Raw genomic sequence first — 23613 nt, 5'->3', positions numbered from 1 at the left:
GCCCCCAATGCCGTCGTCCACGCCGAGCAAGCCCGCCACCGGTCCGCATGACCACGCGAGGCAACACGGTGCTCAGGTCGAGTACACCTGCCCCATGCACCCGCAGGTGCGGCAACTGGGGCCTGGCAGCTGCCCCATCTGCGGCATGACGCTCGAGCCCGTGCTGGCAACCGCCGATGCCGGCGAAAGCCCGGAGCTGCGCGACATGACGCGTCGCTTCTGGATCGGCACTGCGCTGACGGTGCCGGTGCTCGGGCTCGAGATGGGGGGGCACCTCATCGACCTCCACGCGCTCGTCGCGCAGCAGACGTCGAACTGGATCCAGCTGCTGCTGGGAACGCCGGTCGTGCTCTGGGCCGGATGGCCGTTCTTCACGCGTGCCCTGGCCTCGGTGCGCAATCGCAGCCTGAACATGTTCACGCTCATCGCGCTGGGCACCGGTGCGGCATGGCTCTACAGCATGGTCGCGACGCTGGCTCCGGGCATCTTCCCTCCTGCGCTGCGAGCCCACGACGGCGCGGTCGCCGTGTACTTCGAGGCCGCTGCGGTCATCACGGTGCTGGTGCTGCTCGGACAGGTGCTCGAGCTGCGCGCGCGCGAGAAGACCTCCGGTGCCATCAAGGCCTTGCTGGGTCTCGCACCGAAGACCGCCGTGAAGGTGAACGCCGCCGGTGGCGACGAGACGGTGCAGGTCGACGGCATACAGGTCGGCGACCTCCTGCGGGTGCGCCCCGGCGAGAAGGTGCCGGTGGATGGCGTGCTGACCGACGGCAAGGGCAACGTCGACGAGTCGATGGTGACCGGCGAGCCGATGCCGGTGGCCAAGTCGGTCGGCTCCAAGGTGACGGCGGGCACGTTGAACCAGACCGGCGGCTTCGTGATGCGCGCCGAGAAGGTCGGCGCCGACACGCTCCTCTCGCAGATCGTGCACATGGTGGCAGCGGCACAGCGCAGCCGCGCGCCGATCCAGCGCATGGCCGACCAGGTGGCAGGATGGTTCGTGCCGGTGGTCATCCTCGTGGCGGCGTTGACCTTCGTGACCTGGCTGGCCTGGGGGCCGTCGCCGGCATTCAGCTACGCGCTCATCACCGCGGTCGCCGTGCTGATCATCGCCTGCCCGTGCGCACTCGGCCTGGCGACGCCGATGTCGATCATGGTCGGCGTGGGCAAGGGTGCCCAGCACGGGGTGCTGATCCGTGACGCCGAGGCGCTGGAGAAGATGGAGAAGGTCGACACGCTGGTGGTCGACAAGACCGGCACCCTGACCGAGGGTCGGCCCAAGGTGGTTCACGTCGAACCCGTGGGCGGCTTGTCGGCGGACGACGTGCTGCAGAAGCTGGCCAGCGTCGAACGGTCCAGCGAGCACCCGTTGGCGATGGCCATCGTCATGGACGCGCAGGAGCGCCGGCTGTCGCTGTCGCCGGTCTCCGACTTCGACTCTCCGGTCGGCAAGGGCGTCGTCGGCACGGTGGATGGCCAGGCCGTCGTCTCGGGCAGTGCGAAGTTCCTGGCCGAACTCGGCATCGACACCGCCGCCCTCGCCTCGCTGGCGGAGACGCAGCGCCAGCGTGCGGCAACCGTGATCTTCGTCGGCGTCGGGGGAAAGCTCGCCGGCTTCGTCGCGATCGCCGACCCCATCAAGGCCACCACGCCCCAGGCCCTGAGGTCGCTGCAGGCGGCCGGCATTCGCGTCGTCATGTTGACCGGCGACGGCAAGACCACCGCCGAGGCGGTCGGTCGCCAACTCGGGATCGACGAGGTCGTCGCCGAGGTGTTCCCGCAGGACAAGGCGGCGGTCGTGAAGCGCCTGCTGTCCGAGGGCCGTGTCGTCGCGATGGCCGGCGACGGCGTCAACGATGCGCCGGCGCTCGCGTCGGCCACGGTCGGCGTCGCGATGGGAACGGGCACCGACGTGGCCATGGAAAGCGCGGGCATCACGCTGCTGAAGGGCGACCTGATGGGCATCGTGCGCGCGCGCACGCTCTCGCAGGCGACGATGCGCAACATCCGCCAGAACCTCGTCCTGTCCTTCGCCTACAACGTGGCCGGCATCCCGCTCGCGGCCGGCGTCCTGTATCCGTTCTTCGGCCTGCTGCTGTCGCCCGTGGTCGCCGCTGCGGCGATGGCGCTCTCTTCGGTGAGCGTCATTGCCAACGCGCTGCGGCTTCGCACGGCGAAGGTGGATTGAGGTGACGCCCTCCTGGCGTCGCTGACGCTGCCACGGATGAGCGCGGTCAACGTCGTACCGCGGTCAAGACACCATCGCCCGCCGATCCCGGCACACCTCGAGCACGACGCCGCGCAGCCAGCGATGCGCCGGGTCTCGATCGAGCCGGGGGTGCCACATCTGCGAGATGGTGATGTGCTCGGTCGGCACCGGCAGCTCGAACGAGCGCAGCATCGGGCTCGCCCGCAGGTGTTCGAAGTACGAGGCGGGCATCAGCGCCACCATGTCGGTCGCGGCCGCGGTCGACAGCGCGGTGCCGAAGCTGGGAACGACGACCGCGACGTTGCGCTTCAACCCGGCCGCGGCCAGTGCGTCGTCCACCGGCCCCGTGAGCCGTCCGCGGCGCGACGTGACCACGTGGTCGCAGGCGGCATACCGCTCGGGGGTGATCTCGCCCTCGGCCAGCAGCGGATGCCCCTGCCGCACGACGGCGATGAAGCGATCCCGGTAGAGCGCCTGGACGCGCACCTCGGGGCCGGATTCGCCGAGCACGCCGACGTCGAGATCGATCAATCCCTCGCGCAGCGGGCGCACGTCCTTGTCGGGCTTGGGCGCGAAACGCAGCCGCACGCCCGGGGCCTCGCGCGCGGTGCGTGCCGCCAGCAGATGCGCGAAGGCCTCGGTGAAGCCGTCGTTCGCCCGCACGGTGAACATGCGCTTGAGCGTGCCCAGGTCCAGGTCGGGCCCGGCCGGCTGCAGGACGGCGCTGGCCTCGTCGACCAGCTCGCGCACCCGATCCCGCAGCGCCAGTGCCCGCGGTGTCGCCACCATGGCCCGGCCCGCACGCACCAGCAGCTCGTCTCCCGTCGTCTCGCGCAGCCGCGCCAGCGTGCGGCTCATCGCCGATTCGCTCAGCCCCAGGCGCTCGGCCGCTTTCGAGACGCTGCCTTCGGAGAGCAGGGCGTTCAACGCAATGAGAAGGTTGAGGTCGGCGTCGGTGGGCATGCGCTGAACCTAGCACGGTTTGGCGGCCCGGGCCCGGCGCCGCATGCAGGGACAAGATGCACGCCACGCTCTGGTGGGGGCGGGGCCGCCGACCTATCCTGATGTGGCGCGATCGAGCGTTTCCCCTCCGGTCCCACCCATGTCGTCCACTGTCCTCGAATCCCGTCCTTCCACGCTCCCGCACCGCGCCGACACGGGCGCGGGCAGCGAGCCCGATGGCCTGCCGCTGCCGCGGCGCCATGCCGCCGTCGCCGCGATCCTCGGTGCCATCGTGCTGGTGGTGCTCGACGGCGCGATCGCCAACGTTGCACTGCCCAGCATCGCGCAGCAGCTGCAGGCCACGCCGGCCGACGCCGTCTGGATCGTCACCGCCTACCAGCTCGCGGTCGTGATGTTCCTGCTGCCCGCTGCCGCCGTCGGCGAGAGGCTGGGCTACCGCCGGGTGTTCACCGCCGGGATCGCGCTGTTCACCGCGGCGTCGGTGTTGTGCGCGCTGGCGCCGTCGCTGCCGTGGCTGGTCGCGGCACGGTGCCTCCAGGGCCTGGGCAGCGCCGCGGTCATGCCGCTGGGTCTTGCGCTGTTGCGCTTCACCTACCCGCGCCGCCTGCTGGGCCAGGCGATCGCATGGAACGCGTTGACGGTCGCAGGCGCCTCGGCCGCCGGGCCGGCCGTCGGTGCCGCCTTGCTGTCCGTCGCGAGCTGGCCGTGGCTCTTCGCGGTCAACCTGCCGGTCGGCGCGCTGGTGCTGGCCGCCTGCGCCGGCTTGCCGCGTCCGCCAGCCACCGGGCGCCACCTCGACGTCACCAGCATCGCGCTCAACGCGATCCTGTTCGCCGCCTTCGTGCTGGGCAGCGATTGGCTGCCGTCGTCTCCGGGGTACGGCGCGGCATTGCTCGTCGTGTCGGCCGTCTCGCTGGTGCTGCTGGTGCGGCGCGAAATGCCGAAGGCGGCCCCGCTGATCCCGCTGGACCTGCTGCGCGTGCCCTCGTTCCGGATGTCGATCGTTGCCTCGGTGTGCTGCTTCACCGGGCAGATGATCGGCTTCGTGGCGCTGCCGTTCTACTACCAGCACGAGCTGGGCCTGAGCGCGATGAGCACCGGCCTCCTGATGACGCCCTGGCCGCTGGCGGTGATGGTGGCCGCACCCTTGTCGGCGCGGCTGGCGCGGCGGGTGCCGACCGCATGGCTGTGCGCGGTCGGCGGGGTGTGTCTCGCGATCGGCCTGGCGCTGTGCGCCGCCTGGCCGCTGAGCGGCGACCCTCATCTGCCGATGGCCCTTTTCACGAGCCTGGCAGGCTTCGGCTTCGGCCTGTTCCAGACCCCCAACAACCAGAACATGCTGCTCTCCGCCCCCAAGGAACGCAGCGGCGCGGCCGGCGGCGCGCAAGGCACCGCCCGGCTCACGGGGCTGACGCTCGGCAGCCTGTCGATGGGGCTCTTGTTCGCGCTGATGCCACCGCTGCACGCCGTGCATTGGGGCCTGGCGCTCGCGGCGCTGGCTGCGCTGGCCGGCGGCGTGGCCAGCCTGCTGAGAAAGGCGATGGCGTGAAGCGCCGTTTCGCCGGCCCTCAGGGCAGCTCGAATTCCTTGAGGTCGCTCCAAAGGTAGGAGAGGTAGGCCTCGCGCACCCCCGGCGTCCGGCATGCCTCCAACAGGCCGACGCAGCGGATTCTTGCCAGGATGTTGGCGGCCAGCCAATCGTCGATGGAGGCGCCTGCGGCCTGCGCGAGCAGGCCGGGCAGGAAGACGAGATCCAAGGCACGCGGTGCCTGGGCCGGCACCCGCTCGGGCCGGTTGCTCGACACCTCGTACCAGGTCTGGTAGCGGGCCGGCACCGTGCCGGTCTCGGTCGGCAACGATCGCATGCGATCCCTCAGCGTGATCGCGTTGGCGAACGGCGGCTGGTGGTCTCCGAACCAGGCGAGCACCGCAGGCCTGGGCGTGCCCAGGACGGCCGCGCGGGTGAGCTCCAGTTCGCGTTCGAACGCGCGGCTGCGCCACACATAGTCGGCCACGCTGCGGGCTTCGTCTGCGGAGGCGAAACCCCGGGATGCTTCGGCGACCAACCCGGCCGGCACCCGTTCCATGTCGACGCCATGCTCCGCATGGTTGAAGATGGTGAGCACGAACAGGAACACCGGCTGGTCGTTCTTGCGCTCGAGCGCAAGAACGCGCCGGGCGGCTTCGTGCACCAGCGCATCCGGCGTGCCCCAGGTCTCGGGCAGGCCCAGCTGCGAAGCGTCGAGGAACTCGTCGAAGCCGTATCCGGCATACGCGATGCGGCCGTTCATCATCCCGCCGCGCGTCGGGTACAGGGCGACGGTGCGGTAGCCGGCCGCCTTCAGCGAGCGCACGAAGGAGCGGTGGACGTGAGGCGCCACGCTGAACGATGCGAACTCGCCCGCGGGCCCGAACGAGTCGTGCGGAACGCCCGTCTGGAACGCGAACTCCGACAGCCAGGTGCTGCCGCCGAAGACATGCACCTGCAACGGCCCGTGCGCGACCGTGCTGCTGCCGGCGCCGAAGGCATCCAGGCCGCACAGCGCGGCCGGGCAGCCTGCCAGGGTCGCCGGGTTGAACTGGCTCTCCTGGAGGAAGACGACGATGTCGGCCGGCGCGGGCCGCGCCTGCGCGGACAGCAGCCTCAGGCTGTCGTGCCGGAACGCCGTCGTGTCCGCGGCCTCCACGCCCCACCGGGGTTCCAGCGAGGCCGTCGCGAAGAAGGCGAGGGCGGGCCGTTCGACCAGGCCTTCTCCGACGAACCAGGCACCCGAGGTGCTCAGCTTGGAGACCTCCTGCGCGACCAGGCTTCCGCTGTGCGTGACGAGGAGCGCGGCCAGCGCCGCGGCAGCAACCGGGGCCGGCCAGCCCACCCGGCGGCCGGGCGGATTCCATCGCCAGGCCATCAGGCAGCCGAGGAGCGCCAGGCCCAGGGCTGCCCCGGCATACCCCAGGAGCGTCGGCTGGGTCGCCAGCACGCCGACGTTGTCCGCGAACTGGCGGAAGAAGAACCGGACGTCCTGCCACGTCAGGGGCGTGCCGGCGAACTGCTGCTTGAGGTGGATGCCTGCCAGCAGCAGCGCAGCCAGCGTGCTTCCTGCCACGGCGGCGAAGCGCGGCCGCAGCGTGAGCAGGTAGACCGCCAGGCAAGCCACCAGCAAGGCGTGCGCGCCGGCCTCGGGATCCAGCCACGGGCCGGCGAGCGGTGGAAGGGCCAGCACGACGGCATCGGCGATGCGCCGCCGGCCGATGTAGGCCACCAGCGCGGCAGCCGCCGAAAGGCCGAGCGGCGCGTCCAGGAATCGCCAGGGATGGGGTGCGAGGAAGAAGCCCCCGCCGACCAGCAGGAGCAGGGCGCAGGCCTTCGCGGATGCGGTGGCACTCACCTGCGGGATGTGGACAAGGGCGTTGTCATGACTGAAGATAACCGATTGCGACACTGATTGCTGCATCGAACTCCAAGCGTCATCCGTGGCCCGAGAACCCCCCAGGGTCTTCGCTGCTCGGGCCGGTGATTTCTCCCACAACCACATGAAGGGTGAGACATGCATCAGATTCGTTTGCGTTCGTTCATCGCTGCGCTGCCGCTTCTTTGCGCGGCCGTTGCGGCTTCCGGCCAGGATGCCGAACCCGGCTGGGCCAAGGGCCGGCCCAAGACCGACACGGCCATGAAGATGGCACCGGTGCCGGCATTTCCGATCCCCACCGCGGCCGACCAGCTGCCGACCCGCAAGTTCAAGCTGCCGCCCGGCTTCAAGGTCGAGACCTGGGCTTCGGGCGTGCTCGACGCGCGCGAGATGCGCCAGGGCGCCAAGGGCAACATCTTCGTCAGCACGCTGTTCGTCGGCAACAAGGTCTACGTGCTGCCCGAGAAGGCGGTCGACGGCAAGCGCGAGCCGAAGGTCATCATCGACAAGACCGAGCAGGCGACCGGCATCGAGTTCTACAAGGGCTCGCTGTTCTTCGCCACCCACAAGAAGATCGTCCGCTACGACGACGTCGAGAACAAGCTCGACAACCTCGGCGAACCGACCGCGGTGCTGAACGACAAGCTGCCGGGGGGCAGCGACCACAGCTGGAAGTTCCTGCGCGTTCACAACAACAAGCTCTACTACAACATCGGCGCGCCCTGCAACATCTGCGACCCGGGCGAGTACGCGAAGATCTACAGCATGAACCTCGACGGTTCGGGCATCGAGACGATCGCCTCGGGCGTGCGCAACACGGTCGGCTTCGACTTCGACCCGAAGACCGGCGACCTCTGGTTCACCGACAACGGCCGCGACTGGCTCAGCGAGGAGATCCCGAACGACGAGCTGAACCACGTCACGCAGCCCGGCAAGCAGCACTTCGGCTATCCGTATTGCCACCAGGGCAACATCCCCGACCCCGAGTTCGGATGGGGCAAGTCGTGCGACGACTTCGTGAAGCCCGCCGCGCTGCTCGGCCCGCACGCCGGTTCGCTCGGCCTCAAGTTCTACACCGGCAAGATGTTCCCGGCGAAGTACCAGGGCGCGATGTTCATCGCCATCCACGGGCCGTGGAACCGCACCCGCAAGTACAACGGCGTCTACGTGGCCCGGCCCGACGGCAAGGGCGGCGCCAAGGTTGAGCCGTTCATGACCGGCTTCGTCGAGAACAACACCTACCTCGGCCGGCCGGTGGACTTCCTCGTGATGAAGGACGGCTCGCTGCTCGTCAGCGACGACCATGCCGGTGCGATCTACCGCATCAGCTATGGCGGCAAGTGACGTGACGGCCCGGCGGCGCAACGCGGCGCTGGCCGTGCTGGCGTCGCTGGCGGTGGCGATGGCCTCGCCTGCGCAGGCGCAGAAGAAGAAGCCCGCCGCGCCTGCGGCCCCGGCCTCTGCGGCCGGGGCGGCGGACTATGCCGAGCGCTTCCGCACCGTGTGCGCTGCCTGCCACGGCGCCAACGGCCGCAGCGACCTGGCGGGCGTGCCGGTGCTGGCCGGCCAGCCTTCGCTTTACACGATCACGCAGCTGTTCCTGTTCCGCGAGGGCCGTCGCAACAACGACGCGATGATTGCGCTGGCCAAGCCGATGAAGGATGCCGACCTGCGAGGCTTCTCCGACTTCATCGGCACGCTGCCGCCGGTGCCCGCGCCGGCGCCCGGCGCACCGCCCGATGCGGCGCGCATGGGCAAGGGGCAGGCCTTGGCGCAGCAGCACAAGTGCGTGTTCTGCCATGGCGCCGACCTGTCCGGCGGGCAGGGGGTGCCGCGCATCGGTGGCCAGAAAGAAGACTACGTGCGCGCGACGCTGCAGGGCTTCAAGTCGGGCGACCGGCCGGGCTACACGCGGGCCATGACCGAGGCACTGAGCCAGGTCCCCGTGGAAGACCTGGACCTGCTGGCCTACTACGTCGCCAACTTCACCGGCAAGTAGCGGCTTGTCGCGAGACAGCCGAGATCTCCGTCAAAGCTTGGTGCCGCCGCTGGCGTCGACGACTTGCCCCGTCGTCCATGCGCCGTCGGGGCCGGCCAGGAAGGCCACCACGCCCGCCACGTGTGCCGGTTGGCCGATTCCGGGCAAGGCCTGCACTTGCGCCAGCGTTTCCTTGCCGCCCGGGCCGTGGATCCAGCTGCTCATGCGCGTGTCGATGGCCCCGGGCGCCACGGCGTTGACGGTGATGCCCCTGGCCCCCAGCTCGGCGGCCAGCTGGAGGGTCAGTGCATCGACGAAGCCCTTGCTGGCGGAGTAGGCGGTGATCCCCGGGAAGGCGATGCGCGTCGCGGCCGTGCCGACGTTGACGATGCGGCCGCCGGCGGGCATCAGGGGCACCACGCCCTGCGTGACGAAGAACAAGCTGCGCATGTTCACGCTGACCAGCGTCTCGAACTCGTCGGCACGCGTTTCGGCCAGCCCGGCGAACAGCGCGACGCCGGCGTTGTTGACCAGGATGTCGATGCGAGGCAGTTGCAGGCCCGACAGCCGCTCGACCAGCTGTTGGCCGCCATCGACGGCCGCCAGGTCGGCCTGCAGCAGGTGGGCCTTGTGACCGGAATCGCGCAAGGCGCCCGCCAACGCTTCGGCTTCGGCGCGGCCGCTTCCGTAGTGCAGGACCAACTCGGCACCGTCGGCGGCCAGCCGTTGGGCGATGGCGGCGCCGATCCCGCGCGAAGCACCGGTGACCAGTGCGATTTTTCCTTCAAGGGGCTTGTTCATGATGGGACTCCAATTGGACCGTTCGGTCAATTTAAGGGGAAAGAAAGGCCGCTTGCGCGGCCGGAGGGAAGGGGCAAGGGCTCAGGCCAGGTCGAGAACCCCCAGTGCGAGCGACACGAGCCGTTCCATCTGCGCCCGGCTGCGCCCGGCGCGTGCAGCGACGCGCAGGCCGCTGGTCAGCGCGATGAGCAGCTCGGCGAGTTCGGCCGAGGGGGCAGGGCTGGCGATCGAGCCGTCGCGCTGCCCGCGCTCTGCCGCTGAGCGCAGCAGTTCGTGGGTGGCTTGCCAGCGGTGGGTCAACTCCCAGTTCAACGGCGCTTCGCCGAGGCCTTCGAGCAGGCCGCTGGTGACGATGCAGTTCTTCTGCGCCGGGTCGGCGCTGGCGCAGCTCTGGACGATGAAATCGAAGTAGAGGACCAGGGCCGCGCGTCCGTCCTTGGCGGCCTGCATGGCCGCGGCCACGCCCGCGGCGCGCTGCACGGCACAGTCGATGGCCTGCAAGTACATGGATTGCTTGTCGCCGAAGGTGTTGTAGAGACTCTGCTTGCCAAGGCCCGTGGCCTCCTGCAGCAGCGCCAGGCTCGTGCCGGCATAGCCGTGCGTGCTGAAGACGGCGGTCAGGCGGTCGAGCACCTCGGGCTCGGAGAAGTCTCGTTCGCGGGGCATGGAGCGGACTCTACAAGGTTTTTGACCTATAGGTCAAAAACAGTGGTGTCGAGTCGGATTTGTGCGTGGGCGCTGGCGCACGATGGCCCGCTTCAGCCGAGTTGCTCGGCGAGCCCGACGATGATGCCCTCGGGCCCGCGAACGTAGGCGAGCCGGTACGCTTTCTCGTACTGCATCTGGCCGATGAGTTCTGCGCCAAGGGCCTGCACCCGCGCAACGACAGCGTCGATGTCGTCGACGGCGAACATGACGCGGCGAAGGCCCAAAGCGTTCACTGGTGCGTCGACGGGCCCGAACCTGATGGCATCGGGCGTGTGGAACTTGTCCAGTTCGATGCCCTGTCCATCGGGCGTCCTCAGCATCGCGAGGGTGGCTCGGACGTCGCCAAGCCCGATGAGCTTTCCGATGGAAGGCCCTTCGACCGTGGTTTGGCCCTCGAGCGCGAGGCCCAACGCGATGAAGAATGCCTTCACCGCTTCGAGATCGTCGACAACGATCAGGACGTTGTCCATTCGCTTGACTGTCATGTCCTTCGGTCCAGGGTCGAGCCAGGAGGGTGACTGTACCGAGGCCGAAACGGTGTGTCGAATGAAAAAGCCCCTGCCGCCCGACAAGCAGGCGACAGGGGCAAGTGCCGGATCAGCCCATCAGCCGAGCACCTCGGTCACGATGCCTGCGCCGACGGTCTTGCCGCCTTCGCGCATCGCGAACCGCATGCCGTTCTCGATGGCCACAGGCTTGTTCAGCTCGAAGCTGATCTGCACCTGCGCGCCCGGCTCGACCACGCCGGTCTCGGTGTCGACGCGAATGACACCCGTCACGTCGGTCGTGCCGAAGAAGAACTGCGGCTGGTAGCCGGAGCCGAACGGGGTGTGGCGCCCACCTTCGTCCTTGCTGAGGACGAAGATCTGCGCACGCCCCGTCCGGTACGGCTTCAGCGCACCGGGCTTCACGACAACCTGGCCTCGCACGACATCGTCGCGCTTGACCCCGCGCAGCAGCAGGCCGACGTTCATGCCGGCCCGGGCCTCGGCGACGTCCTTGTGGAAGGACTGCACGCCGGTGACGACCACCGGCGCGTCGCCGGCCGAGCTGAGCCCGACGATCTCCAGGCTGTCACCGACGCGGATCACGCCGCGCTCGACACGACCGCTGACCACGGTGCCGCGGCCCGCGATGGTGTGCACGCCTTCGACGGGCATCATGAACGGCCCGTCGTAGTCGCGCACCGGGTCAGGAATGCGCGAGTCCAACGCGTTCACGAGCTCGACGATGCATTGCACGTCGGCACCTTCGAGGTCGCCGCGTTCGGCGGCGGCCAAGGCCTTCAGCGCGCTGCCGAAGACGAAGCGGGCGTCGTGGTATCCGTGCGCAGCCAGCAGCGCGCCGATCTCCATTTCGATCAGCTGCTCGATCTCCGCACGGTCACCCTCGGCAACGAGGTCCATCTTGTTCACGAACACCACCATGTGGCCGACGTTCACCTGGCGCGCCAGCAGCACATGCTCGATGGTCTGCCGCGCGGCGCCTTCGGTGCCGTCCACCAGCAGGATCGCGCCGTCCATCTGCGAGGCGCCGGTGATCATGTTCTTGATGTAGTCGGCATGGCCGGGGCAGTCGATGTGTGCGTAGTGGCGGCGGTCCGATTCGTACTCGACGTGCGAGGTATTGATCGTGATGCCGCGCTCGCGCTCTTCCTTCGCGTTGTCGATCTGCCCATAGGACAGCGCACGGCCGCCGATGCGCGCGGCCTGCACGAAGGTCAGGGCAGCCGTCAGCGTCGTCTTGCCGTGGTCGACGTGACCGATGGTTCCGACGTTCACATGAACCTTGTTCATCATGGTTTTCTCCAGTTTCAGGGTGAAAGCCGATTCGATTCGCTGGCCAGGCGAAACGGTCGGCGGGTTGTCGGCGCGCGCGCCAGACTTGGGGTGCCCGTCATGCGGGCGAAAAAAAAGCCTGCGGGGGTGGACCACCCGGCAGGCTTTCTTGCCTGGAGGATGGACCTCCAGGCGCATGGGGGCCTGGAAGCTCTACACGAACCACTCCACGGAGCCGACGCACGGCACCGCGCTGGCAGCGCGTGCGGCGGAAAGAAGTTCTCGTTCGGGGCTCATGTCCAGGTCTCCAACGGGGCAAGCAGAAAACAAAAAACCCGGTGGCTCGAGGCCTACCGGGTCTTGTGGAACTCAGGAGGCCGAGCCTCCGGGTGCAAAGGCTCTACGAAAGCAATTCGGCGCAATAGGCGCGCAGCGAAACCGCCGCAACTGTGCGGGTCATCGGTGCGTCTTGCGTGGTCAGGAACTGCTTCATGGTGCAGTGCGGTGGTCAATCTTTGGGGGTCGCAGACTAACACCGCGATGGCGATCCGGCAACTGGGGCGTTGCACGCACGCAGCGTTGTGTGCTTCCCCGGTCTGGTCGCTGCCGGCGCCGCCAAGAGCCGAGCGTCTTCAGCCGGCAGCGACGGTCTCGTGCTGCGGGCCCCACACGTTCGGCGATGCGCCCGGGTTCGGCTCGTCGTGGGGCTTCGGCGCATTCTTGTCGACGAAGTCCATCACGAGGCGGTCTGAGAACTTCACCTGCGGCTCCGACGGGTTGGTGCGGAACATCGCGCCGAAGTGGTCCGACGTGATGCCGTCGCCGATCAGCGTGACCTTGGCGCCGGGCGACAGCTCGTCGGCCGGGATGTCGGTGAGGTCGAGCGACAGCATGTCCATCGACAGCTTGCTCACCAGCGGCGCGTCGTACTGCCGGCCGGATTTGCCCGTCACCTTCGCATACGGGCGGTTCTGGTCGTCGTTGCCGTTGGCCAGGCGCGGCAGGCCGTCGGTGTAGCCCAGGCCGAAGGTGGCGTGGCGCTCCTGGTCACGCTTGACTTCCCAGGTGCCGCCGTAACCGGCGCGGGCACCCTTCTCGTAGGTATGGATCTGGTCGAGCTTGGCCTCGAGCCGCACGACCTGGGCGAGCGGGTTGGTCTCGGCCTCGAACGGCGCCTGGCCGTGGAAGGTGCCGCCCATGCGCACCAGGTCCTTGTGGAACTTCGGATCGAGGAACACCGTCGACGAGGCGCCGATCGACTTCTTCGCGTCCGGGAACCTGGCCACGACCTGGTCGGCGATCCTGTCGAAGGCCTCGAGCTGTTGCGCCGACTTCTCGCCCGGCTGGCGCACCGTGTTGTTGGGGGCGCCCGGTACGGCCGGCGCGTCGCCCGAGTCGGACAGGTGCGTCATCACGAGCTTGACGTCGATGTTCTGCAGCCTGCCCTCGTCGACATCCTTCAGCAACTGCTCGAGCTCGGAATTGCCGTGCAAGTCCCGGCTCATGCCCGCGCGGCTCATGCCGCTGTCGAACTGGAGGATCGCCGGCAGCTTGCGGTTCTCGGCCGCGCCGGCCGCGTTCCACGCCCTCACTTGGTCGAGCGAGTTGAGCACCGGGGTGATCTTGTGCTTCATCAGCCATTTCGGGTTCGAGCCCGGCACCAGGCCATCCAGAACGTTGATGGCGACTTCATCGACGCGGTCCGGGCGGTCGCGCTTCAACGAGGCGCGCAGGTCAACCGCTTCCGAGGCGCGCGCGACGAAGAACTCGCGGCACCCTTCGGAAACCAGCGTGCGGGCCATGATGTCGGCGCCCAGGCCGTAGCCGTTCGCCTTGACGACCGCCGACGGGCGGGCGTCGCCGATCATCAGCACGCCGTATCGGTAGTTGTCGCGAACCTTGGACAGATCGACGGTGACGATGCCGCCGGCTGCGTCGCGGCGGGCCTGGGCCTCGAACGCGGCGTCCTCGTCCACATGGTCGGTGCGCGCGCCGGTCAGCGGATTGACGCGGTCGATGCGTGCGCCGCCGGCCATCGCGTTCGTGCGCACCAGGTCGGCGGGCGAGCCGGCTCGCAGGCGCGAGGTGGACGCGCCGCCGGTCGTGGACGTGCGTCCGCGAACCGTGGACGCGCTGGGCATGTGGGTGGTGTCGCGCGAAGTGGACTGGCTCTTCGGCTGCTGCAGCGTGCCGGCAGGGGCGTGGTCGGTGAGCTTCGGCGACGCGGCACGCGCGCTGGTCAGGAGCGATGTGGGTGGGAGCGTGGGCATAGGGTCCTCAAATGTGTCGGCGGACTCAGGTCCGGCCTGGCAGGGTTCGAGGCCCCATGGTCACAAGATTGCCGATCCCTTCCCACGCGCCACGCGAAGCGAAGTCGGCGCAAGCGAAGCTTGCGCGATCTGCTGTCCCGCGGGGTCAGGACGCCGCGGGCGTCGAAGCCGGGGCCACCGCCTTCGGGGGTTGGGTGCCGTCGGACTTGCGGCGCTTCCTGCCGCTTGCCGTCTTTCTGACTTGCTTGGCAGAAATGGTTCTCTTGCCGACGCGCTTCTTCTTTGCCAGTGCCATCTCGATCCTTTGGAGTAAAGGGGTCGAGGATACCGCTTGTTCATGCAGCCCTTGACGGGCTCCGGCTCGAACCCGGCGAGCTTTCAGCCACGGCCAACCTCCTTGATCTGCTGCGCGCCGTGCGGGACCTGGACCCCCTGCGCGCGTTGCTGCAGCGCCCGCAGTGCCTGTTCCCGGTCCTCGACGAGCAGGCCCGCGCCGCCTTCGGCTTGCGTGTCCGCCTCTGCGGACATGCCCACGCGCCGCAGCCGTTCGTAGTCCCGGTGAGCGCGCAGCTTGGTGCGCAGGCTCTCCTTGGTGTGCAGCTGGATCTCGAAAGGAAGGCCCCCGGGACTGCTGACCTTGATGTTGATTCCCGCGTAGATTCTCGGCTCCTCCGAGAACCCGTTGCGCACGCGCTCGATGCGCATGTTGCGGGCCTTCAGTTCCGACACGAGCCGCTCGTAGCCGCTCGCGTACTCCTCGGGCTGCAGCGTCATCGTGTAGCGCAGTCCGTCCCGAACCTGCAGTGCGGCCGACTTCCGGTCGAGGCCTTGCTTGCACAGGCGGGCGATCTTCTCGTCGATCGACTTGGGCGACTTCAGGACCTCGGCCAGCCAATGGTCTTCGTTGTGCAGGCCCGCCCCGATCTCCTTTGCCAGGTTTCGGATACCAGGCGACAGCTCCTTTTCCAGCTGTTCGGCCTGCTTTCGCACGCCCTGGGCTTCCGGGGATGCCTTGGCCACTGCCTGCTGCGAGTGCCGTGACGTTGTCTTCTTCTCGACGCGCGGGGCGTCAACGCGCCAGTCGTCGATGTCGTCGATGCCGTCGGGCCTGGCCATCTCCCGCGCGTCCTTCACCGCCTTGGACATCAGGGACTTGCGTGCGGGATCGCGACCGGCCATGTCCATCGCATGCGACTTCTTGTACAGGTCGTGGTTGCCTTCCTTGAAGGCGAAGCTGCTCGGCGTGTGGAACTGCATTTCCAGCAACTGGTTTTCCGGCTGCTTCAGGAAAGTCACGGACACCGCATTGAACGGCTCGTCCTTCTTCTTGAAATGGTTGGTGACCTGCACCCGTTGGAAGCCCTGGTTGTCCAGCTCGGCGATCGCGGATCGGTACTTCGAGCAGAACTCGCCGTCGTCGAAGGTGATGGAATACCGCAACGCGTCGTTCACCTGGTCGGCCGCTTCGTCGAGCGACTTCTGTTTCACGCCGATCAGCCGACTCAGCTTCTGTTCGAGGGACACCGGCGATTTGAGCTTGTGCTTCATGTTCACGAGCGAACCGCCCAGTCGATCGACGATGGGCTCCAGTTTCCCCGTGATGGCCGGTTCGTTCCTGGTTGCGTGCCCCAGGACCTTTGCGGCCTTGGCGGAAATCTGCGCGGGACTGGCCTGCTGCGCGACGCGCGCTGCTGGCGCGACCGGTCGGGCCAGCAGCCCGTAGCGTTGCTGCTCTTCGATCGAGGTCTCCATGACGGCGGCGGCCATCGTCGGCATGCGACGCAAGTCCGCCAGGGCCGCATCCGGATCGAACTTGTCGTCCCGCAGCAGCCGCGCCGTCTGCTTGCCGTGAGGCGCCACCTTGATGCGGTCTTCGTATTGGCGCTCCAGGCGCTCGAAGAGACCGATGGCCGACAGAAAGGTCTCGGTACCGGTGTTGGACTTCAGCGCATCCGTCCCCGTCTTCACGGCCAGCGTGAACAGGTTCCGCATCGTCAGCTCCGGCTCCCCCGGGATGAAGCCGGGCTGCCCCTGCGGATACAGCGCATGGGACAGGCGGCAGGCCGGGTAGTGATCGAGCAGCGCCTCGACACGGGCCTGCGGGGTTGTGGCGCCGGCATAGGCCTGCGCAAGCTCCGGAAAGCGCGCCGCCAGCTTCTCGGACACCGGGTCGGTCGCTGCAGGCTGCTGCGCCGGGTTGTGCCACTGGGCCACGGCATTGCGCAGCAGCGTCGCCGCCTCGATGGCCTGCTCGTGGTGTGCGCGGCCGATCGCCGCCTCGGCCTGCTTCAGCAGTTCCGGCAGCTTCTGCTGCGCCTGCGCAGGCGGGGCGCCCGCCAGGTCCAGCAGCCCGTTTCTCAGGTCTCGCTCGACGCCGTCGTAGGTCCCGAACATCCAGTCCTCCGCCATCTTGTGGCGGATGTCATCAGGCTGCGCGAGGAAGCGCACGGCCGCCATGCTCGCCTTTCCGACCAGCGCGTCGCCTTGCTGGGCGTCGAGAATGTTGCTGGCTCGACCGGGCTGGTAGTTCTGCTCCTTGTCGTAGGCCGTCTGCGCCGTCTTGACCGGCTTGAAGGAGCGTGGCGCGCCCTTGCGCTCGTTGCGCTCGGTCATCGTGGTCTTGACCAGCTCCGTCAGCTTCGGGTAGCCGGCGAAGACGTAGGCATCGTCGCCATCGGTGTCCATGTCGCGCTTGCGCAGCTCGGGGATGGGGATGGCACCCAGCGTTCCCGGCAACAGCAAATCCTTGACGCGCAGGCTGCCCGTCGTCGGCATCGTGGCGGGCAGGGCGTCGCGGTCGCGCTTGGCGATCCAGCCGCTGAACGCCTTCATGTCTTCGGTCGAGCTGGCCATGTCCAGGTCCTGGTACTCCTCGGGCCAATACTCCGGCATCGGAATGATCAGCATGCCTTTGCTCTGCAGCATGTCGGGATCGCTCCCCTTCGACCGGTCGTCGAAGGCGGTGTAGCTGTACTGGATGGCGAAGCAGCCTTCGCTGAGCATCCGGGCCGTCGCATCGTCGGTCTTCGCGGTCGCGACCCGATGCTCCTCGATCGGCAGCAGGTTCTCCTTGTCGTAGGGCGGCTTTCCGAGCAGGATGTCGCCGCCGTGGTCTTCGTGCGGCCGGCTCTTCTGCTTCGGCAGGTGCACGGCATCGTCGGCCGACGGAACGGCCCGCACCTTGACCCCCTCGTAGCCGCCGTTGATCAGCAGCCTGAAGTGCTCGAGCTTGTTGACATCGTCCGGAGCGAGCGGTGCTTCGGATGTCGACGAGCCTGACGGTTCCGGAAGCTCCTTTCCGTGCTTGGTGTGCGAGATGGCGGACAGCTTGCCTTTCATCAGCCGGCGCGCCTCGTCGATCGCCTCTGCGTCGCGGGGATAGTGCTGCAGGGCCTGCGGCGGCATGTAGGTCGCCGTCTGTTCCTGCGACTTCAGCCACTTCTTCTGCTCCGCAGTGGCCGTGCCGGCCCGTTCGGCCTGCCATGCCTCGATCATCTCCTTCACCGCGGGGATCTTCATCGCGGTTTCGTACTTGAGGAAGCCGCAGCCGTCGTTCGGGCACAGGGCGATCGGCTTGCCGTCGGGGCCTTTCAGCTTGAAGGGGTGATCGGGTCCGGCCACGTCCTTGAACCAGCCGACGTTCATCGAGCCTTCGACGACGTGGCTGCGCGGGACCGTCTCCAGCAGCCCGCGCTGGATGCGCGACCAGTCTTCCCGCTGCGGAGCGAGCTTGGCCACGAGCTTCATCATGTCGCTGCCGGGCAAGGTGTCCGAGTACCGGATCGCCGGCAGCCGGCCGTAGCCCTTTGGCGAGTTGGCCATGATGTTCTCGGGCCGCATGCTGGGCACCTTCAGGTGGCTGCCGCCGAACAGGTCGAAGCGCCATTGCTCGCCGTCGTGGTTGATGGTGCGCGCCAGCATGAAAGGGCTCAACGCGCCCGGCAGCCGCACCTCGACCAGCGGATTGCCCGTCAGGCTGGCGTACAGGGAGTATTCGGCCTCGCTGCCCGGCTCGGGCGACTCGCGCAGCTGCGTCCCTTTCATGTCGATCAGGCGGTACTGCGTATCCCCCACGCCGGCATCGAGCGGCCGCAGTTCGCCGGCCATCCGGTCGCGTTGCTTCGCCAGGTCGAACTTCGTCGGCGGATGGCCGGCGGTGAGCGCCGCGCCTTCCCTCTGCATGCGCAAGTCCAACGCGTTCAGGACGTCGTCGCGGAAGTCGATCTGGGCGATGAGGTTCCAGCTCATTTCCTGCAGGTCGCTCTCGATGATGTCGCGCGTGCGCTTCAGAGAGCTGTCCAGCCATTGCCCGAGTTCCTCGCTGCGGGCCTTGACGTCCTGGCGCTGGCCCGCCACGTAGCGGGTTTTCCATTGCCCCTGCACGACGGCATACGACTTGAAGATCTGGAAGAGGGAGAGGGCCGGACGCCGCGTGTCGCTCCTGTCGTCGACGTGCAGCGCGCCCCCGTCCTGCAGGTGCGCCTCGATCTTGCGATCGATGATGGGCTGCATCTTGTTGAACAAGGCCAGCCCCGCCTTGCGGTGCCGGGCCAGGTCGGCGCCGCGGGCGAGCGGCAGCAGGCCCATGCACAGCGTGCCGAGGGACTCGAGGTTCTCGTCTCGCAGGGAGTTCTGGTCGCACAGGGTGTTGATCCGGCGCATGGCGACGGCGGCCAGCGGGCGCATCGACTTCTGCAGCTGGACCGACGCCAGTGCCTTGAAGATCATGCCGATGTGCTTCGCCGACGCGTTCTCGATCAGGTCCTGGTGGGTCTCCAGGTGTCCGGCCAGGCTGTAAAGCTTCGCTTGGGCGACGGCCTTGAGGTCGTCGGCGGAATCGCCCTCTTGCGACGACAGCCGCCCGATGGCATTGGCCAGCTGGGCCAGCGAGACGAGGTTGAATTCGCGCCAGGGCCGCTCTGCGGTGCCGACGCTTTCGGCCACCACCTGCAAGGCGCGCTGGCAGTCCGGATCGGCAGGGAAGCGGCTGAAGCCGTTCGCCAGCGTGGCCAGGGTGCGCGCCTCGAAGCGGGCCGGATCGCGCAGGGCCTCGGCGTTGTCGATGACGTGCATCGCGATCTCATGCGCTGCCGCGGCGCACTTGTCGTTCTGGGGCCACTTGCTCAACGCCACCAGGCTGTTGCTCAAGCCCTGGTCGGTGAAGTCCTTCAGGTCCTGCGGATGCAGGGTCATGCGCTCGGCCAGGTGGCTGGCGGCGTCGGCGCAGACCGCGTCGTCAGGCCACTTCGCCAGCGCGCCCAGCACGTTGCTCACGTCCTGGGGATTGAACGTGGAGGCCAGTTCCGGCTTCCTGGACAGCATGCCGGCGAATTGGGTCACCACCGCCTTGGCGGAGTCGTTCTGGGGCAGCCGCGCGAGCGCATTCATCAGCGCGCTGACCTGGTGCCCGCTCAGGCCCTCGCCCAGGTTCGTCTCCTGAGCCAGGCGCTCGGCCAGGCGCTCGGCGGCGGCCGTGCAATCCGGGCTTTCCGGCCAGCGGGTCAGCCCGTTGATCGCGCTGACCACTTCTTTCTTGTTCAACGCGTCCAGCAGGTCGGGCTCGCCGATGATGCGCTGGGCCAGCATGGCGGCGACTTCACCGTGGGACGGTTCGTCGGGCCAACGTCCCGCGGCGGTGAGCACGTTGCCCACGTCGTGGGCGTTCAGGTCCGCAAGCAAGGCGGCATCGGTCCGGACGCGGTCCAGGAGCGACGAGGCCAGCGTGCGGGCCGCCGGCTCCGACGGCCAGTGGGTGAGCGCGTTGGCCGCCAGGCTCAGGTGCTGGGGCTCCATCCGTGCGACCAGGCCGTCCTCGCTGCCGATGTGCGCGGCCAGGCACAGGGCTGCCTTCCTGCAGGTGGCGTCGGCCGGCCAGGCGGACAGTGCGTGCAACGACTGCGTCAACTCCTGCGGGTTCATCGACGAGCGCAGGGCCGCCACGGCGACGACCCGCTGCGCGAGCAGGCCGGCCGCCTTCTTGCACTGTTCCTGCGCCGGCCATTTCTCCAGCGCACCGAGCACGTTGCTCACCTCCTGCTCGTTGAAGTCATTGCTCAGGCCGTCCGCGGCCAGGATGCGGCCGACCATCCGCGCCGCGACCAGCTTGAAGTCGTTCGGCCACTTGCTGGCCGCGTTGAGCACATTGCTGACCTGCTGCGCATCGAGCCGATCGGCGACGGCTGGCTCCTGGCCCGGCGGGCTCGCGAGGATGCGTGTGAACAGGCGCCCTGCCACGAGCTTGCAGGACTTGTCGTCGGGCCACTTGGACAGCGCGTTGAGCGAGGCCGCCAGTTCCTCGGGATTCATGGTGTCCGCGGGGGTGGCGTCCGTCGCCAGTCGCCGGACGATCGCTTCGGCGGCCTGCCTGCACGCAGGGTCGTTCGGCAGCCGGCTCAGGGCATGCAGGGAGTTGGCGAGCCCCTGCTTGTTCAGGGTCGGGCAGAGCGCCGGAATCCTGGCGGCCAGCTGGCGCATGGCCTCCTGGCAGGCCGGCTCGTGCGGCCACTTGGCGAGCGCATTCAGCGCGTTGCTGACGCCCTGTTCGTCGAACGCCTCCACGATGTCAGGTCGATCGACGAGGCGCTGGGCCAGCTGCAGGCCCATGCGGCTGCAATCGCGCGACTCGGGCGTGGTGCTGAATGCGTTCAATGCGGTGCTGATGCCGATCGGCTGCAGTCCGGACACGAGGGAGGGGTCCGCTTCCATCGCCCTGGCCAGGTGGGCCAGCGGTTCGGTGCGGCGCTCGCGCGGCAGTTTGGAGAATGCATTCAGCAGCAGCGACACCTCTTTCGAGTCTCGCAGCTGCGAGGCCGGTCGGCTCATGACCTGCGTCGCAATCCATGAGATGGCGGCGCTGACGGCCGGATTGCGCTCGTGCGTGCGCAGCTTGTTGGCCAGGTGGGCCAGCTGGCTGACGGACCCCGTCTCGAACCAGCCGGTCTTCACCAGATGGTGCGCGACGTCGTCGAGACAGTGGTTCAGCCGCGTCTGGGTGACAGGGTCGGACGCGTCGCGGGTGGCCTTCGTGAGATGGTCGACATAGGCGTTCAGGTGACGCAGCCCCTCGTCTGGAGACTGGTCCGGGCCGAGGAAGGCCAACGCGCTTGCGCGCCTGCCAGGCTGGGTCAGGACGGGGTTCTTCTCCATGTCGAGCACGCCCCGTATCCCGCGGTACGGTCCGCGGAGCAAGGCGATCTGCTGCGCGCGCGTGGCTTGGGCCTGCTGGCTGGCATGGCCGGTGAATGCCGCCTGCAACTCGGCGGGCGTCGGCCCGGCCTGTTGGATGTCATAGGCCGGGCGGGAGACACGGTGGCGTTCCGGTCGCACCCTTGCCGGGGTCGGCTGGGACATGGCGGTACCCGCGAAACGGGGGCGCAGGCCGGCGGGGGAGGACCGTCCCGCCCGGTTGGCGCTCGCCGTGGACGTCCGCGTCTGCAGGGCCGTGCTGGCGCGGACCGTCGCGGTGCTGGGGGAACTGGACGAGGCGGAAGAAGCGGGGGGGTTCTGTTCGCGTTGAACGGGCGACAAACCGCCTTGCGACCGGTTGCCCTGGCCGACACGGTGGGGATTCGAATGCATGGCGTTCCAATACAAGATGCTTTGGAACATCTTGGCGCCTGGAGGCTACGGCGCGCGCCGCCACGGTGAAGCGGCGTCAGGAAATCCGACGATGCGACCCATCGCGCCTTGGAAGACGAAATTCGGGGGGAGCTCAAAGCCCGATACGGGCCACGCGTCCGCTCGATGGGTCAGCCACCTCTGGACGTGACACGTGAGACCAAGGCGGCGGTGATCCGCAATTGCGAAGCAGGATACGTCACCTCATTGGCGAGGTTCGGTCGAGACACGGCCAAGGCGACGACGGACTGCTCTGAGGTGCCGATGCATTGGCTGGTTTCCTGTTGAGACGCCAGGACCACCTTGCACATGACCGTGCCCTCGAAGTATTCGCCGCGTGCCTGTTGCGCCGGCGTGCTTTCTTCTCGTGCCTTGGCTTGCAGCCCGCGAAGTTGGAGGACCCGCTCAGGCACTGCCTGCGAGAGGATGATGGACACCACGCCGTCAGAGGCGGCACCCGGCGTTCGGAACTGATACTTGCAAGCCTGCACCCCACCTGGCTGGGACTCGCGCGACGGTACTGAATCCTTCGGCAGGCCCAGCTCGACCATCTCAGCATCCGAGAGGAGCGAGCAAGGGTCAATCGCATCCGCGCTCGCTGCAGTTGCGAGCGACGAAGCAAGTACCGTGATGGCGAAAGCGCGACGGCGCATGACGGACACCCCTGGCGGCGGCTGACAGGAAGTGGGCGGCAAACCTGCCGCCTTGCACAACGACATTATTGCGCGGCCCTCTTGGCTCACACTTGTGCCTACAACGCCAAGCCTTCGGAAAACGCCATGAGCATTCTTGCTGATCTGTTCGTCGCAAGCGCGGAAGACGCGCGCCAATACGCGATGCCCGACTTTCACCAGAGCATCAAGGCCCGGCTGATCCCGGCCGAATACAAGGGGCTCACGACCCTTGAGCTGGGCACCTTCTGGGCGCTCCTGGAAGGCTCGGCCTGGAGCCCGGAGCGCCACGACTTCATCGACGAGTCGATCGAGGGCGACGACGGTTCATGGCTGTATCGCTTTCCCAAGAGCTTGGTTCATCTGCTGGCCACTGCCAGCGAAACCCGCCTGGCTGAGGCTCGAACTGAATGGGCCGCGACGGACGAGATCTCTGGCACGCCCGAGGGCCTCGAGCCTCTTGTTTCGGACTTGCGCAAGCTCGCACAGCGGGCTCAGCAAGCGGGGCTGTCCTTGTATCTTTGGGGTTGCACCTGAATCCTGCCTGGCGCCGGAGCCCATCTGTCGACAGCGCTGCGTTCACACGCAGCGAGGTCACGGAAAGAACGCCCCGATCACGCTACCAGCCCGGCGTTCCGTTGGCGGTTCGTCGCCGCGGCAGCATCACGCCGAGCGCAGGCGCTTGGCCTGGTCGCCGATGAGTTCGAGCGAGGCGATGCACAGGCCGCGCATGGCGGTGTCTTGCGACTGCCGAACCCGGGGCGGCATGCCGTCTGCATCGGGCGGGGTGGGGGGAGGCTCTCGTTCACCGACTTCTAGCCACGCGGCCACGCCATCGCTGACGTCGATGACGTGCCCCAGCAGGCGATTCACCTGGTCGACCTTGAGCGCGAACTCGAGGCTGCCGATGCAGCTGGCGGGGAAGGGGGCGAAGGGGGATGAGGAACCCGCTTGGTCGGACTGCGGTGAAGAAGCGGGAAAGGTCGGCGGCCTGGGGGCGCCAACAGGGGTACCAGCCATGTGAAGGGCTCCTTGGTTGCGGTTCAAGGCCACCACGCGCGCTGTCAAACACGGGTTGTTGATTTCCATCCAGAACTGACCCACTGAGCCCGAGGATTTCCATCCAAAACTGACCCACGCAAGAACCCTAACCTGCTGCTTTTGGTGGCAGGGAGCGAAGGAGTGATTGACGTGGCGACACTGAGTGTCAT

Annotated in this window: 15 protein-coding genes; 5 read left to right on the top strand and 10 right to left on the bottom strand. The window is 68.0% G+C overall.

What is annotated here, in order from left to right; all coding sequences use genetic code 11:
* The first annotated feature begins 7 nt into the window (after positions 1-7).
* Complete coding sequence (locus tag AC1DYN_RS06250) at positions 8-2188, top strand: copper-transporting P-type ATPase (protein ID WP_477958254.1); 2181 nt, start codon at positions 8-10, stop codon at positions 2186-2188.
* 63 nt (positions 2189-2251) lie between these two features.
* On the opposite strand, the gene AC1DYN_RS06245 is transcribed toward AC1DYN_RS06250, so the two are convergent.
* Positions 2252-3172 carry a LysR family transcriptional regulator gene (locus tag AC1DYN_RS06245; RefSeq protein WP_477958253.1) on the bottom strand — a complete coding sequence of 307 codons (921 nt, stop codon included), beginning with the start codon at positions 3170-3172 and terminating at the stop codon, positions 2252-2254.
* 139 nt (positions 3173-3311) lie between these two features.
* Between AC1DYN_RS06245 and AC1DYN_RS06240 the strand changes: the two genes are divergently transcribed.
* Entirely contained in the window at positions 3312-4721 is a 1410-nt protein-coding gene (locus AC1DYN_RS06240; protein ID WP_477958252.1) for an MFS transporter, read from the top strand.
* A gap of 19 nt (positions 4722-4740) precedes the next feature.
* Here the strand turns inward: AC1DYN_RS06240 and AC1DYN_RS06235 are convergent, their stop codons facing one another.
* Positions 4741-6624: a sulfatase-like hydrolase/transferase gene (locus tag AC1DYN_RS06235; RefSeq protein ID WP_477958251.1), complete on the bottom strand. Its 1884-nt coding sequence runs from the start codon at positions 6622-6624 to the stop codon at positions 4741-4743.
* A gap of 93 nt (positions 6625-6717) precedes the next feature.
* Here AC1DYN_RS06235 and AC1DYN_RS06230 point away from each other — a divergent pair, with 93 nt between their 5' ends.
* Entirely contained in the window at positions 6718-7923 is a 1206-nt protein-coding gene (locus tag AC1DYN_RS06230; protein ID WP_477958250.1) for a PQQ-dependent sugar dehydrogenase, read from the top strand.
* Positions 7910-8578, top strand: coding sequence for a c-type cytochrome (locus tag AC1DYN_RS06225; RefSeq protein WP_477958249.1), 669 nt, complete (start codon positions 7910-7912; stop codon positions 8576-8578). Before AC1DYN_RS06230 ends, AC1DYN_RS06225 begins: the two co-directional genes overlap by 14 nt.
* Before the next feature lie 30 nt (positions 8579-8608).
* On the opposite strand, the gene AC1DYN_RS06220 is transcribed toward AC1DYN_RS06225, so the two are convergent.
* The 7 genes from AC1DYN_RS06220 to AC1DYN_RS06190 all read right to left on the bottom strand — a co-directional run bounded on the left by AC1DYN_RS06220 (position 8609) and on the right by AC1DYN_RS06190 (position 22282).
* On the bottom strand, positions 8609-9358 hold the full coding sequence (locus tag AC1DYN_RS06220) for an SDR family NAD(P)-dependent oxidoreductase (protein ID WP_477958248.1): 750 nt from the start codon (positions 9356-9358) through the stop codon (positions 8609-8611).
* An 81-nt stretch (positions 9359-9439) separates the two neighbouring features.
* The gene (locus AC1DYN_RS06215) at positions 9440-10024 is read right to left on the bottom strand and encodes a TetR/AcrR family transcriptional regulator (protein ID WP_477958247.1); all 585 of its coding nucleotides are present in this window, start codon (positions 10022-10024) and stop codon (positions 9440-9442) included.
* Positions 10025-10116: 92 nt separating this feature from the next.
* On the bottom strand, positions 10117-10551 hold the full coding sequence (locus AC1DYN_RS06210; RefSeq protein WP_477958246.1) for a VOC family protein: 435 nt from the start codon (positions 10549-10551) through the stop codon (positions 10117-10119).
* Positions 10552-10671: 120 nt separating this feature from the next.
* Positions 10672-11865 (bottom strand): elongation factor Tu, encoded by a 1194-nt coding sequence (tuf, locus tag AC1DYN_RS06205; protein WP_477958245.1) that lies wholly within the window; start codon positions 11863-11865, stop codon positions 10672-10674.
* A 611-nt stretch (positions 11866-12476) separates the two neighbouring features.
* Positions 12477-14114 carry an alanine racemase gene (locus tag AC1DYN_RS06200; protein ID WP_477958244.1) on the bottom strand — a complete coding sequence of 546 codons (1638 nt, stop codon included), beginning with the start codon at positions 14112-14114 and terminating at the stop codon, positions 12477-12479.
* 378 nt (positions 14115-14492) lie between these two features.
* Entirely contained in the window at positions 14493-21464 is a 6972-nt protein-coding gene (xopAD, locus tag AC1DYN_RS06195) for a XopAD/skwp family type III secretion system effector (RefSeq protein WP_477958243.1), read from the bottom strand.
* A gap of 398 nt (positions 21465-21862) precedes the next feature.
* Positions 21863-22282 (bottom strand): hypothetical protein, encoded by a 420-nt coding sequence (locus AC1DYN_RS06190; RefSeq protein ID WP_477958242.1) that lies wholly within the window; start codon positions 22280-22282, stop codon positions 21863-21865.
* A gap of 228 nt (positions 22283-22510) precedes the next feature.
* Here AC1DYN_RS06190 and AC1DYN_RS06185 point away from each other — a divergent pair, with 228 nt between their 5' ends.
* Positions 22511-22939, top strand: coding sequence for a hypothetical protein (locus AC1DYN_RS06185; protein WP_477958241.1), 429 nt, complete (start codon positions 22511-22513; stop codon positions 22937-22939).
* Positions 22940-23065: 126 nt separating this feature from the next.
* On the opposite strand, the gene AC1DYN_RS06180 is transcribed toward AC1DYN_RS06185, so the two are convergent.
* A partial coding sequence (locus AC1DYN_RS06180; protein ID WP_477958240.1) for a hypothetical protein occupies positions 23066-23613 on the bottom strand: 548 nt, incomplete at its 5' end.

This window comes from Rhizobacter sp. P2_D12 (assembly GCF_056404395.1).
This window is presented reverse-complemented; position numbering and strand designations above follow the sequence as displayed.